Below are 16,188 nucleotides of genomic sequence, written 5' to 3' on the forward strand. Positions count from 1 at the left end.
GCCCCTAAGCCGCTGCTACGTGATGGCTTTTAGGACCGTCGCGGCAGTTACGTCCCAGCTCTGCAGGCTGTCACGGGCTGAGATGGCTGCTCCGCGCCAGCGCTGCTGAAGGGCGGGGTCGGTCAGCCAGTTCCGGAGAGTCATTGTCAGGTTGTGGGGGTCGCTGAGGTCCAGCGCCGCGCCCGCTCCTGTGTCACCGAGCGCTTCAACTGCCCCGGTCCCCCGCCGGACAATCACCGGGACGCCGTGGGCCACCGATTCTGTCACCACCATGCCGAACGACTCGGACCTAGACAGGAGGACGCTGAGGTCGGCTTCGTGCCACTGGTCCTCAAGTTCCTGTCCCGTCAGCTCGCCGGTCAAGGTGACGCTGTGCTGCAGCCCGTGATGTTCGACGGCGTCCCTCACCTTTGCCGCGTACGCCGGGTCGGCGTCGTGGGAGCCGATCAGGGACGCGGTCCATTCCAGGTCTTGCAACTGGCTGAGGGCCTCGACCAAGAGCGTTTGGCTCTTGTTGGGAAGCAATGCGGCCACCGAGACGATGCGCTTCGGTACGGATCCGGCACTGGCACCGGCCGATGCTGTGCCCGGCGTCGCCACCACCGCATCCAGTACCCCGTGCTTGGCCACCAATTCCGCGACTGAATGGGCGCTCGGGCAGATGATCCCCGTGGCGGCAGCCATTGCCTTGGCCTCAAGGTCATCGTGGTCCGCCAACGCCATGTGGGACAGGATCCAGACCCTGGTTCCATCACCCACTGCGCGTGCAACCTCATCCGGGGCCCCACTCGCCACAAGGCCGTCGGCAATAACCGTTGTACCGCCGTCGAGCGCTTCCGCGAACCGCTGCCTGTCCGCTGGGCTGCCAACCGGCCAATCGCCGTCGACCGTTACAGTCTCAACGTCCGCGCCCAAGGCGGTCAGGTGCTCCGCCAGTTTGGCGTTGTACTTGTTGCCGCCGGAGCCGTGGCGGACGTTCCCCGGGACCAGGAAGCGGACGTGCATCTACTTGGCCGGGAGCTCCAGCGAATAGCCGGCCCAAGCGTCCGGGTTTTCGCGGAGGACGACGTCGATGCCGCTGAGCGCGGGGCCGTCTTCTGTGTCCTGGATGCGGGCGGCCATGGCGTCGGCGATGTGCTTGGCGAGTGCCTCGGTGGTGGAGAGCTTGCCCTTGAAAGCCGGGTGCTCGTCGAGGTTCTTGTAGTTCAGGTCCGCCAGGATTTCTTCCAGGATGCCGCCGGCGGCACCGATGTCCAGAACGATCGCGTCGTCGTTGAGGTCCGGGCGGCGGAAGCTGACTTCGGCAACGAACGTGGCCCCGTGGAGACCTTGCGCGGGGCCGAAGGCTTCGCGGGGAAGGCTGTGGGCGACCATGAAGTGGCGTCGGACGGTCAGGCTGAACATGTATTAATCCTCCGGGTTGGGGTATGCGACCACATGGCAGAAGCCGCCGGGCTGTTCGAATAGTTTGGCGAGAGTGGCGGGCAGGTTCCGGAACTGGCATTCGCTGGTCAGGAACGTGTCGAACAGCGGATCTTTCAACTGGTTCGCCGCTTCTTGCAAGCGCTGTGCGTTGGTTCGCCGGTGCCTTCTTGGGAGGGCCACGGCGCCGACCTGGCTGGAGCGGATGTTGAGCCTGCGGGCGTGGAAGTCCTCGCCGAGCGGGAGGGTGACTTCCTTGTCCGCGAACCAAGAGAGCTCGATGACGTCCGAGTCGTCGCCGGCCAGTTGAAGGCTCAGCTTGAGGCCCTCGTTGGAGGCGGAGCAGTGGAAGACGATGTCGTTGTCGTCTTTCGCGTTCTCGGGAAGGGCAAAATCGATGCCGAGTGTTTGCGCGAGTTTTTGCTTCTCCGGGTCCGCGTCAACCATTTGCAGGCGTCCGAGCGGGTACTTCCGCAGGAGCGTCGCCAAGACGCCGCCCACCAAACCACCACCGACGACGGCGACCCGGTCACCCAGGCGCGGCCCCGCTTCCCAAAGGGCGTTGATGGCGACTTCGACGATGCCTGTGAGAACGGCACGCTTGGCCGGGACATCCTCAGGAATGACGGTGAGGTTGCTGGTGGGAACAACGTAGAGGTCTTGGTGCGGGTGGAGGCTGAAGACTGTTTTGCCGATCCATTCCTCCGGGCCTTGCTCTACCGTGCCGACGCTCAGGTAGCCGTACTTCACGGGGCCGGGGAAGTCGCCTTCCTGGTGTGGTGCCTGCATCAGGTCAGCCACCCGTTCCGGGACGCGGCCTTCGTGGACCACACGCTCGGTGCCCCGGCTTACGCCTGTGTAGAGGGTCCTGACCAGGGCTTCGCCTTCCTGGGGAGCTGCGATCGTTTCGGTGCGCATTTCACCGTCGCCCGTCTTGGTGACCCAATAGGCGTGGGCTTGGAGTCCTGGTTCGTGTTCCTGTTCACGCGAGATAGTCATGATGCTTACGAATCTATCGGTGTGGGGCTGCGGACGGAAGTTGGCGCGTGTTCCCGGGCCCGCGTCCGGGCCGTTTTGGGGAACCGGGCCCAACTCCGGTACCCTATTTCAGTTGGTGACGTGTCCGAGCGGCCGAAGGTGCAACACTCGAAATGTTGTTTGGTGTAAAAGCCAACGTGGGTTCAAATCCCACCGTCACCGCCAATGAGAAAGGCCCTGCTTCCCTTTGTTTATGAGGGAGGCGGGGCCTTTTGCTTTGTCACAGCGAACAGGGCTTCCACCATCCGAGTGCGCTCATGTGTGCGACTGAAGCGAACATGACGACGGGTGCCGGCGCTGGAGCGGGAAACCGGACGGCAAAGCCGCCAGGGGCGAATCCAGACGGACCACGTCCCAGACAAGTACCTCCTTCGAGAGATCACGCTCGCCTGATCATCAGTCAAGGACCCAGAAGGACCCCGCGACTCATGGTCACGGGGTCCTTCTGTTGGCTTCCGCACGCGCCTCGCGCGATTGCCGCCGTCAGGTGTGATCACCTCCGGTTCCAAAACCACTTCAATTTTGCTCGGCCGGAAGGATGATCCGGACTGTTGCCTCTGGCCATCGCTTCTTTCCCTATTCTGTGCTGCGGCAGTGAACCCGAAATTATCCCGCCAAGCCGTAGTCTCGCGCTGACGGAATCCCGTTCCCCAAATCCTTCATCACGACGCGCGAGAACCAACCCAGATCGAACTCGAACACGCTGCCTTCCGTGAACGACGACGCAATCTTCTCTTCGTTTTCGAAAGTTACTCCTTGGGACACCGAGATGCTTCCGCAATCAGAAGTCTGCACTAAAACACCGGCAGTAGATGCCGACCCCCTTGAACCGCCTGAACTCGTACGCGGCTCAGCCGAAACCACCTCGCATCGGATACTTTCTACGGCAATCGAGTCCCATACTGGAATGAGGAGAACGAAGATACCCGCGAGGAGTATGAGGACTCCTGCTACCTTCCAGAGCCTCTGAAATTTCCGCCTGGGAGCCTCGCCTTTAGAAGGTCTATTTTTCTTGGACATCGCCCTCCTGTCACACCGATGCATGTAACTGGATGGTGCAGGGTTAGGTGCATCTGGCCGTTCCGAAGATTGCACCGGAACGCATCGATCTGGCGCCGTTCACGCAGTGATGAGTATGCCGTCGCTCGTCAGCGGGGGTCGAAGCGCCGGCCTTCTGCCTTGGAAGGCATAAGCGCCAGAATCAAAACAGCCAGTCCGCCGACCATCGGAACAATCCCAACGAACGCAAGCGGACCCGGAAGATTTGCATCATGCAAACGCCGCCAAAGCAACGACAGCTGCGGCACCACAATGGCCAGCCCCAGAACGACGACGAGAATGAAACCTGCCACCATGAGGCCTCCCGTCGGGGCGTTCACAATACCAGGAGCGGCCTCGTAGAACACTTCTTTCCCGGTGGCTGGATCGAAACCCATGGATTGCACCTTAGGGTTCTGCTGAGCCCAGGCAGTGCTGGCCACGAACCCGATGGTCATCATGAGGTACGGGACCACCATCACCAGAAAAACGAAAAGCTGACTCCACCAGAACTCACTCCGCGAGGCGCGACCAGCGAACTTCGCATACTTGGCAAAGAACCGCTTCACCGACTTACCAAACGACGCTCCATATAGAGGACCAGCCAGCTCGCCCGAACCTGTAACCTCCGCTACGCCTCCGCCTGCAGGATCAACAGTCTTCATATCCATCTGTCTTCATGTCCTTCCCAGAAACTATCAATAGAAACCAACATACAACTATCTTCCAAACGCAAACGTTCTGCGCCCAATAATCTCATCCGTAGAAGACAATTTGAATGAGCAGAACGAATAACCACTGGTCTGAAGTGGAAACCTCACGCATCTTAAGAACTGCCCGGGTGCACCGGTTAGGCACGCCTTGACTCGAGCTATCTCAGCATTGCGTCAGTCGTCAAGACAAGCCTCCCGACCCTCAAAACTGAAGAGCAGCAGCGTGCTACTCATCTAAAATATCCACTCTCACCCAGCACTATCACGGCTAGAAATGCCTGGAAGGAAATACACACCAGAATGGTAGCCGGGCCCGAAATAGAAACCAGCGCACGCGCCTGGCCACGAGTAGGATGGGTCACCAATAGCCGTTCAGAAATCCAAAACATGAGTATACCCAGTGCGCACAATAGTAGAAGTAGGACTGCGGGAATCGATCCGCCGTGATAGGCCACTTCGGCACTCAACGGAGCATTCATGAAAACGAATGTAGTAATACCAAGGCTCACCAAGATGCCAAATAGACACATGAGGTCCAGGTAACTACTTGTCTTCTTCTCCAATCGAACGTTTCCTTCCATTAGACCTCCCCGCCGACCCTCCTTTTGGCACCTCAAGCCATTTAGGGCCCCCAAACACAAGTACGGTCACCAGCTGCGCGCTAACGCTCTTCTCCGGCAGTCAGTGTCAGTCCAGCCAATAGACCAAGAGGACAGCCCGTCCACAGCGCCCCCCCAGTCAAGCCAATCACAGGGATAAAATTAGAAAGAGCGGCGAAGGCTAAACTGCCTAAGATGATGGTGGCCCCAAACGCTAACGTGGCGGCAAAGTTGGATTTCCAATACGTCACACATCCAACGCCAAGGGCAGTAGCAATAACGACAAGAGCGTTAGCAATCCATACGGAAATACCATACTCTTCAGTCCTATTGACGCACAGAACCAGCATGAGAATTCCCGGTATAACGACGCCGTTCCAGTAATACTTCGTTGCTCACAAACCGGTTGTTCGGCTCACCGCCACCTAGCTCCGGGCTGTTGCCTCGGACTTGTAGTTTTTTCGTATCCGCCTAGGCAGGCATTGAAAAAGCGTTAGCGCACCAGCCGATAGTCTCGCGCTGTGGGTATACCATTCCTGATGTCTTTAGTTACGACTCGTGAAAACCATCCGAGATCAAACTCGTAGCTACTACCAGCCCTGAAGGATGCGGCTACCTCGTCTTGTGAGTCGAAAGTCACCCCCTTTGATATGTAGATTCTCCCGCAGTCAGCTGTCTCAACAAGAACGCCTGCCGTTGTGGCCGATCCTCTGGAACCACCCGAGCTCGACTCCGACTTGGCAGAAACGACTTTGCATTGCAGACTCTCCACAGCAAACGAATCCAACACGGGCATCAGCATATAAAAAACAGTAACGGCGAGAAGTACAATACCCGGCCACTTCCAATACCACTTCAGTTTTGGCCTATCAGCATTCCGTGCCGAGCTGTTACCGTTGGTCTCGCTCATGTCATTTCCTTCTCCGGTCACCAGCCACTAGCCCGTCGTCCACTCAATGGACCGCTAGCGCCATTTGTAAACCCCTGAACCACGCCGTTCCATCGATCCTGATCCGTTGCATCGCCCGGCTGCAACTCCGTGTTGACAAGACCCACGGCAGACCCTCCAAAGCGATTAACCAACTGCTCAGTCCATATTGAGCCCCAGTTCGAGGGAGCACCAGCATGGCCGCCTGTAGATACTGGCCCCGTCCAGTTAGGGAAGCGGGCGGCAACGTCATCTGCCCAAGCCGTTCCGAGCTTACTGAAAATTGCAGAACCTCCCGCAGCAGTCACAAAACCGGTACCCGCCGTTGCGAGGTACCCTCCGATCGTCTGATCTTGTTTATCGTCAAGGGCATAAGTCAGCATATTGCTTCCGGACCCGCCTACACCGGCGGACAATGAGCTCCGGACTGTGGTGCTTCCAAGCACAGTGTTGGTCCTCATCACGAGAGACGACGTTGAGCCCATGGATGTCGCCACACGGGTTGCGTTCGCAGCACGTGCCAGAAGACCGCCCGCGGCACCGCCGAACCCACCGCCGACAGCGCCAATGGCGGCGTCTTGCCACACCTTTCCCATGTCGACTTTTCCGGAAGAAGCCTTCTGCACAATCACTGAAGTTCCGCCCGATGTCAGTGCGCCCGCAGCCGCTCCGACGAGGGCCATTCCAACGGGTCCACCGACTCCGGTGAACATCAGCCCCACCCCCACAGCGATCGCGGCCCCGGCGGCGACGTATTCCCAGTTATCTTTCCACCAGTCTCCTGCTGCGGCGAGGGCGCCGCGGGAGGAGCCGTCGTAGGCTTTCAGGTCCGCGTCCGTCAGGGGCCGCAGGCCGGTGGGGTCGGTGGTGTTGAGGGGGTTGTTCCCGGCGTAGGCGTAGGGGTTCCCGTCCCAGCCCGCGCCGAGGACGGGGGCGAGGGGGTCGGTGGAGAGGAATACCCGGGTGGCCGGGTCGTAGGCGCGGGCGCCGAGCCATTCCAGTCCGGCGATGTCGATCCCGCCACCGGCGGTCAGGGTGATCCCGGCGGGCAACACACCACCCAGCCCGGCGCCAACACCGGCCCCAGCCGGCCCGGCACCGGTTGCTGGGGTGGGGGTGGTGGGGGTGCCGAGTGCTGCCCAGGGGTCGTGTTGGTCGGTGGGGCGGGCGGCGCGCCACCCGGGCGCCGTGAAAGCGTCGCCGATGCCGGTGACACCGCCGGGCAGGGACAACACCTGGGTGCTGTTGACACCGGCGAGGGTTGGGACGGGCGCGGCGGTGTCCCACCACAGCGGTGTGCCGTCCACGGCGGCGAGTTCACCGAGCGCGTCCACGTGCAACCGGTGCCGGGCTAGCACGGCCCCGTCACGGTCCTTTTCGATGGTGCCGGTGAGGTAGCCGGTGGGGCCCCAAGCGTATTCGGTCCAGGACCCGTCCGGCCCGATCACCCGGACCCGGCGCCCCAACCCGTCATACACATACCCGGTCCGGGCACCGTCAGGTTCCGTGACGGACCGTAGCTGGCCTGCGGCGTCGTACTCAAACGTGCGGGCCCCGGCGGGGGTGGTTTCGCGGAGCAACCGGCCCCCGGCGTCGTACTCCCACCCCACCACCGACGCCGAAGCGGAGGCCCGAGCCCTGTGGCTGTCTGTGGTGGTGGCGGACACCATTTGCCCGGCGGTGTCGTACCCGTACCGGGTGGTGACCCCGCCCCGGGACAGGGCAGTGATCCTGCCGCCGTCCTCACGCCCGATCAGGGTCGCGTCCGCAGACCCCGGGTCATCGGTGGTGGTGCGGGTGTGCTCGATCAGTGCCCCGTCCCGGTACACCCATTCCTGGGTGTAGTTCCCGGCGGTCGCCGAAACGATGCGCCCGGAGGCATCGTGGGTGAAGGTGGCATCCCCGAGCAACGGATTCGACACGGCCGTGACCCTGCCGGCGGGGTCGCGGGTGTAGCGGGTGGTCCCGGCGCCGGTGGTGAAACCGGTCCGGTTCCCGTCCCCGTCACACTCCCACGTCAGGGTCTGGTCACCGGTGGACTTTCGGGTGAGGTGGCCGCGGCGGTCGAAGCAGAGTTCGTGTTCGACCGCGTACCCGGCCCCGCCGGTGTGGTCGGTGATGACGACCCTGCGGGCGGGAAGGTCGCGTTCGATGGCGGTGACCAGTGACCCGTCCACCAAGGTGGTCGCTTCCCGCCCGGCAGCGTCGTAGGTCCAGGTGGTCGTGTGCCCGTCCGGGTCCGTTTGGGAGATCTGCCGCCCGGCCGGGTCATACCTGGCCGTCGTAACACGGCCGAGCGGGTCAGTCACCGTCTCGACCTGGTCCGTGGCCGTGTACGTGCGGGTGGTCACCCCACCGGTGGGGTCCGTGATCTTCGTGAGGCGGCCGCGGGTGTCGTACTCGAACCGCGTACGGCCACCCACCCCGTTAATGGTCGATACCAGTTCGGCGGCGAGGTTGTATTCAAAGCGGCGGGTCCCGTACCAGGAATCCTGGGAGAAGGTCAACCGCCCGCACTTGTCGTACCCGTACCGGGCCGTGCCCTCCCCGGGGGTGTGCCTGGCGGTCAGCCGGCCGCAGGCGTCGTAGACGAACGTTTCGACCTCCCCGCCCGGCAGTCTCCTCGCCGTGAGGCGCTGGTCCGGGTCGTAGGAGAGCTGCGTGAGGGCCCCGGCCGGGTCAATGCTCTTCCACGGCCGGCCGCAGGAGTCGTACTCGTACCGGGTCACGGCCCCGGTCGGGGAGGTGATCGAGGTGATCTTCCCCGCCGCGTCACGGCCCAGGACCGTCAACCCGCCCTCACCATCAACCAACTCGACCGGGTTCCCCGCCGCGTCATAGGAGACCAGCTCCGCGGACCCGTCGATTGATTCGATTTTGGTGGGGCGCCCGTACTCATCAAAACTGAACGCGGTGGTGCTGAAGGCATCGGTCAGGGACGCGGTCCCATTCCCCCGGTCGGTCACGGCCCCGGTCCGGACCCCGGTCGGATCGACCACAGCGGTCAGCGTACCGACCGTGTCGTACTCCCGCACCCAGCCATGCCCGGCAGGGTCCGTGATCCCGGTGAGCCGGGAAAGGTTGTCGTGGGTGAAGCCCCACCGACCCCCGTCCGGCAACACCGCGGCCGTGAGGTTCCCGAGCTCATCAAACACCTGCTCCACGACCCGGCCGAGGGGGTCCGTGGTGCTCACCAGTTCACCATGGGGCCCGTACCCGAACACGGTCCGGCCCCCGTCCGGGGCGATCACCGCGGTGATCCGGCCCGCGGTGTCATGCTCGAAAGACCACACCGCCCCGTCCGGGTCGACCCGCCGCACCAACACCCCCGCAGCGTCATAACTGAACCGGGTCTCCGCCCCAGACGGGCTCACCGCGGTGACCGGCCTCCCGGCCTGGTCCCGGACGATCCGGGCCACATCGCCGGCGGCGTTGCGGGTCACGGTCAGGTCCCCGAAGTCGTCGTATTCGAACCTGATCGTGACCCCGACCGGGTCCGTGACCTGGGTCAGGAGCCCGTCCCGCCACCCCAGCACGGTCCGGCCACCCAACGCATCCACCACCACGGACGGGTCCCGGGAGAGCTCATCAGCATACTCATACGTCACGGTCGCGCCGGTAGCAGTCACCAAGGTGATCAGACGGTCCTGGTCGTCCCACCCATAGCTCAGGTCCGCGCCCTCCGGGGTCACCGTGCGGGTCTTCCGGCCCCGTGCGTCATACCCGTGGACCGTGACCGCGCCGTCACGCTCGGTCAAAGAGACCAGATTCGAGTGCGCGTCATAGGACATGGACTGGCGCCGGTCCTCCGCGTCCAGGACCCCCACCAGGCGGCCCTTGGAATCAGCAACCCAGGAATTGGACCGGGACCCGTCCTCATCCGAAACCACCGTGACCCGGCCCGGCAAATACGCGAACCGTGTCCGCCGCCCATGCGCCGTGACCTGCAAAACCACCCGCCCGTGCTCGTCATACGTGTTTTCGGCCTCCACCACACCCGCAGCAGACACCACCGAGGCGATCAGCCCAACCTCGTTCCACTCATACGTGCGCGTGCCGGCCTCCGTGCCGACCGTGACCAGCCGGCCCTCGGCGTCGTACCCGTACTGGACCCGGCGCCCATCCGATGAACGAACCACGCCCACCACACCGTCGACGTAGTCAAACTCCACGAACCGGCCCCGCGCATGCACCAACCGGTCAACCACACCCAACCCACCGCCGTCGATACCTTCTTGGCGGTGGGCGGAGATGGTCCGGCCGGGTCCTGCCCCGGTCCCGAGCCACACCCCGCCGGTCGTGTAAGCCCACCAGGCGCCCTGGTTATCGGCCACGACCAACACCTCAGACACACCCGCAGGGATGGAGGTCAGCTCCGCCAGCCACGGTTCCGTGACCGGCTCCCGGGTCAGCCAGTAGTTCTCCCCGACTGCACGGGCCCAGCCCGTACCCTCGCGGGGGAAGTCCACCGCCCGGCCGTCGGCCAGCACCCACCGGCACCGTTCATCGGAGAAGGCCAGGTGCTGGTCCAACACCGACACCCAACCCGGACCAAACACCCCCGGGGTCTCCAGGCCGGAGCCGAGGGAGTTATACATCCGGGTCACCGCCAGGTCAGCTCCCGCCCCGGCGAACCCCAAATCGGTTTCGGGTTCAATGAAGTTCCCCGTGGCCGTGTTCACCGGATCATTCGCATACCCGCTCGAGGGCATCGCCCCCGCCGCCGTGGGCGGGTCAATCACCAACCCGGTCCGGGTCCCCGAAACCCCAGCCGCGGCCAACGCCTCACCCACCGCAGCGTCCGACAGGGTCGAAACCGCGCCCTCACCACCAGCAGCAGCGAACGCGTCCGCGACCACCACCGCCCACGCCGCGTCCGCCTCATTCAACCGCAAATACTCCCGGAACGCCGTCACCACACCCGCAGCATCAATCCGACCCCAGGAACACTGCCCCGCGAACGAAGACAACTCCCCCTCCAAGGACCCCGGCACCGACGCCACACCCTCATCCAGGCCACGCGAACCCGCAGCGAACGAACGCAACGACTCCGGACGCGCCGAAGACACACCGCCCCCGTACCCGCCACCCGGGCCCGGGGTGTCCCGGGACCCCGAACCCGGGGACTGAGAAGGGAACGACGGCGCGCTGCCGGGCTCCATGTTCGGCCGGGCTTCCTCACCCCAAAGGTTGTCCCAGCTCTCCTCGAACCAGTTCCGGTTGTTATGCCGACGCACCCACTCGTTGTTCTGCCGACGCCGGTCATCCTCGTCCCGCGCCGCCGAAATCATCGTCCCCACATACCCGGCCACCGTCCGCAACGCCGCGGCCAGGGACTCCGCGTCCCGTGACGCCGTGGCCGCATTGGCCGCGAACACCTCCGAAAAATGCCCCCGGAAATCCTCCCCCGCCCCTGACACCAACGGGGCCCGCGACCCCGAAAGCTCCAAAACCCGCGACGCTGCAGACTCAAAAGCACCCTTCACCGACTCAGCAACCCCATACACAAACCGGCCACCATGACCAGCCCCGGAATCAGGCAACAACGGCATCTCAACGAACTCGGTCACAACCACAGCCCCCCACAGAACAAGAACGCGAACACAACCAACAAACCCACCAAAACCAGCACCACCACCACACAGCGCAACGGCCGGGCAACCACGCCACGCATCAACGTGGCACGATCACCCGGCCCCCACACCAACGAACTACAAAATCAAGCCCCGCCACCAGCAGAGAAAATATCCTGCGAAATCTTCTGCAACTGACCCCGCAACTGCTCCAGCTCTTCCTTGGCCTTATCCAACGCAGCCTTCGTCTCCGGCCACGTCGAACCACGGAACTCAGCAGCCAACGGACCATCCCACACATTCGGATCCGACAACACACGACCCTGCGCATCCAACGCCGAAATCTGATCCGTAAAACCACCAGTAATAATCGACTGCACCTGACCAATAGCAGCCTTGGCCTGCTCAGTAGACAACACACGCGACATAGAACTTCCCTCCCAATAAGAACAATCGCAACACCCAAGCCAAAAAAACCCAGGCAACCGAACGCCCCTTAAACTACCAACACCTTCCAATAAATCCAACAAACAGACAAACAACCTGTGGAAAACAACAGAGACCCGTAACCTGCAGTGATGCCCAGGGGAGCCGATTAGTCCATTCGTCAGCGCAACCCCGTATGATACTCAAGGCACCGTGAACGGAATGAGGGGGACGATCCATGCCCAGGCAGGCTAGTTTTAACCAGTACAACCCGGGGCGTCGCATCCCTCCGGGTCGCGCTCTTGGCATCGCATTGGTTGCCCTCGGAATGATCGCGACGACATCATGCACCCCGACGCCCAAGCCCGAGCCGGTAGAGAACCCCGTCAAGCTCCTGCAGAGCGTCCGCGTAGGCCTGTCCTCGGCCGCCGGAGTGCACACGGTAGAAGGCACCACCATCTCGGTCTCTGCGACGGGGGAATCCTCCGCGGAGAACGCCACTTATGACGCCGCCCAAGTAGTGGGCGAACTGCCGGTCCGTGTGAGCCTGCAATACCGCGCCGGCGAGAAGTCGGGCTCCGACCTCGCCGAGCTCAAGGGCCACACCGGTCCGGTGGAGATCAATCTGACGCTCGAGAACCTCACCGTCAAGCCACAGACCATCCAGTACGACGCCGCAGGCCAGGCCCGTTCCGACACCGCCCTGGTGGGCGCGCCACTGACCGTCGCCGCATCGACGAAACTGCCGGGCCTCCGTGCGGATGACGTCACTCCGGGCTCTGCCGATGGCACCACAGGAACCAACGGTGTCCTGAGCAGCACCGAGGATGGCGCCACCGTCGTCCAATGGGCCACGGTCCTCGCTCCCCCACGCTCCGGTGCCAGCACCACGCTGCGTCTCGCCGCGGACGTGAAAGACTTCCAGGTTCCCGAAATCGACGTTGCCGTGCAGCCGGGCCTGAACACGGACCTCAGTGCCAACGGAGTACTTGCCAGCGCGTTTTCCTCAGGCTCGGGTTCGGAGATGGAACTTCAACGGCGCACCATCTCGGTGGTATCGGACGTCAACACGGTCCTGGCGAAGGCCGGATCCACCATCACCGAGGTCCGCCGCAACCTGCAGGCAACGTCCCAAACCCTCGGAGCCAAGACAGCGGGCGAGCTCCGCGACAACTCACAGGCCCTGGCCGGGACAATGAAGGACCTGAAGCAGCAACTGAAGGTTCTGGGCTCGGACCTGGAGGCGTCAACAAACGCCACCCAATCCACCACCATGTCCCAGCTGAAGCTAACGGTCTCTGCGGTGGACGCGATGCTTGGCGACACCTCCGCCACACCCCCGGTAGCTCCCATCACCGGTGACGGTTGCACCGCTGAAGTGGCCAAAGCGGCGCCCGCGGCCACGGTGTACTCCAGCGTCCTCACCATGTCTTCACAACTGGATGCCTACGCGAAGGTCAGCGCAAGTTGCCGGGACACCGTAGCCAGCGCCCTCAAAGCCACCATGGGTCCCGAAAACCCGAGCCAAGCGGAGTGCGCAGCACAGGGTTCCATGACGTGTTCACTCTACGGTTCGGCCGTGACTGTCACCGGTGCGCTTCTGGGTTTGGTGCAGAAGGGCGACGAACTGGTTTCCGGCCTTCAGCCGGAGGTCATTGAAGGTGCGATCAAAGACCAGGCGAGTTCCGCCGTCGCACTTGAAAAGGTGCGCACCGACCTCGGTGCAATGCTTGACGGCTCCGGGACGTCCCAGGATTACAGCAAGGCACTCGCGGCGCTGGAGGCGGCGATCAAGTCGTCCACTGACTCTGCAACCGCGACCCGTAAAGCTGCCACAGCGGCCCAAAACAGCGTTGATACCCTCAGGCAAAAATTGCTCGCCATCGCCACACGTGCCAAGACGGCCAAGGGCGAATTGGGCCAGGGATCGTGGCTGAATGGCTCCATGCTCCAGCAGAACCAAAAACTGGCTGATGAACTCTGCAAACTGTCCGACAACGGCCTCCTCCCAGGCAAGGGCAAGCTCTCTGCCAAGGACGTCGAGCGACTGCGCTCCTACCTGACTTCGGTTCCCTGCGAACCCACCGATGCAAACGGCAATCCTTCACCCCAGCTGAACACGCCCCCGGGCTTCAAGGAACCCCTTGACGTCCGGCTGGAGGGCCAGTCAGCTGCCTGGGACGAAGTCCTTGCGGCCACCGATACCACCGCTGCCGACCAGGCGATTGGCCAGGCATTCACAGCCCTGGGGACCACTTTCGACGATGCCGATACCAAGCTCGAAGCCGTCAGGTCAGCAGTCAAAACGCTCGACGGCGCCGCAACCGGAAGCGTCGACGGCACCAAAAAGGGACTTGAGTCCCTGGACGCTGCCCTCGCCAAAGCGATCGACTCCTCCGGCAACGTGACAACGGCGCTTGCGAAGTTGAAAGAGCAGCAGGACATGCTCGGCGACAAAATCAAAGAGTCACTCCGCGACGTTTCGGCTGAAACCGCCGCAGAGGTCTACAAAACCGTGGGCGAACAGGTGCGCCAGGTTGCTGAAATCGGGGACGCCAGCTCCGAGGCCGTCACGACCGCGTTCAACCGGTCCATTTCAGGGCTGAAGACCACCTCGGATGACGTTGTGAAGGATGCCGAGGGAACCGTCAACAAGCAGCGGGACGAGTTGTTGGGACAGAGCGGTGAACTCGCGGCCGCAGTGTCCAAGAGCACCCAGGCTTCCTTGGACAACATCGCCTCCAGCACCGCAGGCTCCACCCGCGACGTTGAAGGCGCCAGCGCCCTTCTGGCCTCCAGCCTCAACAAAGTGATGCTGGATCTTGGCGACCGCTCCGTGAACGGATCAGGATTGCTCGGCTCCATGGCCACCAGCGCGGCGAAAGCGGACACCGCCGACTTCCAGTTGGCTTTGGCCTCCCAAAACGCAGAAGGCTACGCCAACATCCGTTCACGCGATGTCGCGGGCCTCCTGCTTCGGCAGGCACAGTTCAAAGCCTCTCTCACTGCCATGGATGAACTGCCACCGTTCAAACTCGAAGTTCCCGAAGGTGCGACCTCCCAAACCCTGTACACACTGAAGATCGGCGGCGCGGCATGACCCCCCGGAACCGTCTCCTCGCCCTGATCGCTGCGGGAGTCGCCGTCGTGGTTGCTGCCGCCGTGGTCCTGACCCTGACACTGAACCGCCCGGCGGAGGCGCCGCGGCCCGATCCTGTTGCCGCCACGGTTCCCGTGGCGCTGAAGGCTGACGGCCTGCCGTCAGACTTTTCGATCGGCGTGGTCATGACCTTCGGTCAGTCCGGCGAGCCCGGCACCGAATATAACCGCGCAGCACAGGGCGCGGTGGTTGCAGCTCAGCGTTTCGGCCAGAGTGGCGCGAAAGTCGCCCTCCCAACCCAGAATGACCGCGGCACGGAGGACGGCGCCCGCGCCGCCGTCGCGGCGTTGGCGGATCAGGGAGTATCCGGCGTCGTCGTGGCGGGTACAGGTCCGCAGGCCGTTGCGGCTGCAAAAGCGGCCGAGGAGCGGGGTGTCCCGGTGATCCTGCCGTACGCACAGCCGTCCGAACCGGGACAAACAACCTGGACCACCGCGCCGACAGCAGCCTCCGTGGAGGGCGCCCTCCAAAAAGCCCTGAACGGCAAGAACCGGGTGTTGTTGGTCAACGACGGCGGACCGGCCCCCGCGTCCGTCGCTGTCGCCGACACACTGGCACTTGAGGGCTTCCCCGACGTGGCTGGCCTGGCCCAGGAAGCGGCGATCCGTACAGGCGACCAGCTCCGTCCGCCGTCGAAGGATGCGCCGGCAGGCGCTGAAGGCATCCGGACAGCCAACCCGGCGGACGCCGTCGTCGTGTCAGCGGCAACGCCGCAGCGTTTGGCGAAGCTGGTCCAGGCCCTGCAGTCACGTGATGTGTCAGTGCCGCTGGTGCTTCCCGACGGCGCCACCAGCCCCGCGTTCGCGTCCTCGCTTTCCGAGCTGGACGGCACAGCTTCCGGTCAGCTGATCGGCGTAGCTGCACCGACGGGCGACGCAATCGCCCTCCAGCAGGACGCGCAGGGACGCGGAATGTCCGCTTTCCTTTCCGGCATAAGGTTGGCCACAGGGAATCCGGAGATCAAGAACCTGACGGACGACAACCCGTTCTCTGCAGACGCCTGGGCCGCTGATGCGCGCAGCCATGACGCGATCGTGGCCCTGGTCCGGGCAGGTGCACTGGCCGGGAGCAAGGAACCGTCGAAGGTCGCAGCGTCGCTGCGCACCCTGTCCTTCGGTCCCGGGGAAGGCCTTGCCGGACCGGACCTGGACTTCACGCGATCGCAGGCGCTGGCCGCTGAAGCAACTCCGGTCTATGCCTCTCCTCAGGATCTGGGTCTTCGTCCGGCGGACGAGAAGGCGCCGCGGCTCGTCTGGGTACCGGCACCAGCCAACTCTTAACCAACCACTAC

10 protein-coding genes and 1 tRNA gene are annotated in these 16,188 nt (G+C 63.4%); 3 read left to right on the forward strand and 8 right to left on the reverse strand.

Features of this window, described 5'->3' with window-relative positions; genetic code table 11:
* Window positions 1-15: 15 nt before the first annotated feature.
* Genes ACNQOP_RS03350 through ACNQOP_RS03360 form a run of 3 tightly spaced genes read right to left on the reverse strand, consistent with a single transcriptional unit; the run spans window position 16 to window position 2,421 of the window.
* Window positions 16-1,005, reverse strand: coding sequence for a glycosyltransferase family 4 protein (locus tag ACNQOP_RS03350; RefSeq protein WP_416403328.1), 990 nt, complete (start codon window positions 1,003-1,005; stop codon window positions 16-18).
* Entirely contained in the window at window positions 1,006-1,404 is a 399-nt protein-coding gene (locus ACNQOP_RS03355; RefSeq protein WP_211711465.1) for a 6-pyruvoyl trahydropterin synthase family protein, read from the reverse strand. It abuts the gene before it with no gap.
* A 3-nt stretch (window positions 1,405-1,407) separates the two neighbouring features.
* Window positions 1,408-2,421, reverse strand: a complete 1,014-nt coding sequence (locus tag ACNQOP_RS03360; protein ID WP_211711466.1) for a zinc-dependent alcohol dehydrogenase — start codon at window positions 2,419-2,421, stop codon at window positions 1,408-1,410.
* 114 nt (window positions 2,422-2,535) lie between these two features.
* Here ACNQOP_RS03360 and ACNQOP_RS03365 point away from each other — a divergent pair.
* Window positions 2,536-2,625: transfer RNA gene (locus ACNQOP_RS03365), tRNA-Ser, on the forward strand.
* A 441-nt stretch (window positions 2,626-3,066) separates the two neighbouring features.
* Here ACNQOP_RS03365 and ACNQOP_RS03370 read toward each other — a convergent pair.
* The 5 genes from ACNQOP_RS03370 to ACNQOP_RS03390 all read right to left on the reverse strand — a co-directional run bounded on the left by ACNQOP_RS03370 (window position 3,067) and on the right by ACNQOP_RS03390 (window position 11,739).
* Window positions 3,067-3,255 carry a hypothetical protein gene (locus tag ACNQOP_RS03370; protein WP_257370412.1) on the reverse strand — a complete coding sequence of 63 codons (189 nt, stop codon included), beginning with the start codon at window positions 3,253-3,255 and terminating at the stop codon, window positions 3,067-3,069.
* A gap of 353 nt (window positions 3,256-3,608) precedes the next feature.
* A complete protein-coding gene (locus ACNQOP_RS03375; protein WP_257370413.1) occupies window positions 3,609-4,163 on the reverse strand; it encodes a DUF805 domain-containing protein in 555 nt (184 codons plus the stop codon).
* 1,140 nt (window positions 4,164-5,303) lie between these two features.
* A complete protein-coding gene (locus ACNQOP_RS03380) occupies window positions 5,304-5,720 on the reverse strand; it encodes a hypothetical protein (protein WP_257370414.1) in 417 nt (138 codons plus the stop codon).
* A 17-nt stretch (window positions 5,721-5,737) separates the two neighbouring features.
* A complete protein-coding gene (locus tag ACNQOP_RS03385; protein WP_416403329.1) occupies window positions 5,738-11,308 on the reverse strand; it encodes a DUF6531 domain-containing protein in 5,571 nt (1,856 codons plus the stop codon).
* 149 nt (window positions 11,309-11,457) lie between these two features.
* The gene (locus ACNQOP_RS03390; RefSeq protein WP_026547649.1) at window positions 11,458-11,739 is read right to left on the reverse strand and encodes a hypothetical protein; all 282 of its coding nucleotides are present in this window, start codon (window positions 11,737-11,739) and stop codon (window positions 11,458-11,460) included.
* A gap of 236 nt (window positions 11,740-11,975) precedes the next feature.
* Here ACNQOP_RS03390 and ACNQOP_RS03395 point away from each other — a divergent pair, with 236 nt between their 5' ends.
* Window positions 11,976-14,837 carry a hypothetical protein gene (locus ACNQOP_RS03395; protein WP_416403330.1) on the forward strand — a complete coding sequence of 954 codons (2,862 nt, stop codon included), beginning with the start codon at window positions 11,976-11,978 and terminating at the stop codon, window positions 14,835-14,837.
* Window positions 14,834-16,177 carry a hypothetical protein gene (locus tag ACNQOP_RS03400; protein WP_416403331.1) on the forward strand — a complete coding sequence of 448 codons (1,344 nt, stop codon included), beginning with the start codon at window positions 14,834-14,836 and terminating at the stop codon, window positions 16,175-16,177. Before ACNQOP_RS03395 ends, ACNQOP_RS03400 begins: the two co-directional genes overlap by 4 nt.
* The last annotated feature ends 11 nt before the right edge of the window (window positions 16,178-16,188 follow it).

The organism is Arthrobacter sp. LFS091 (assembly GCF_047977885.1).
Classification (GTDB): Bacteria; Actinomycetota; Actinomycetes; order Actinomycetales; family Micrococcaceae; genus Arthrobacter.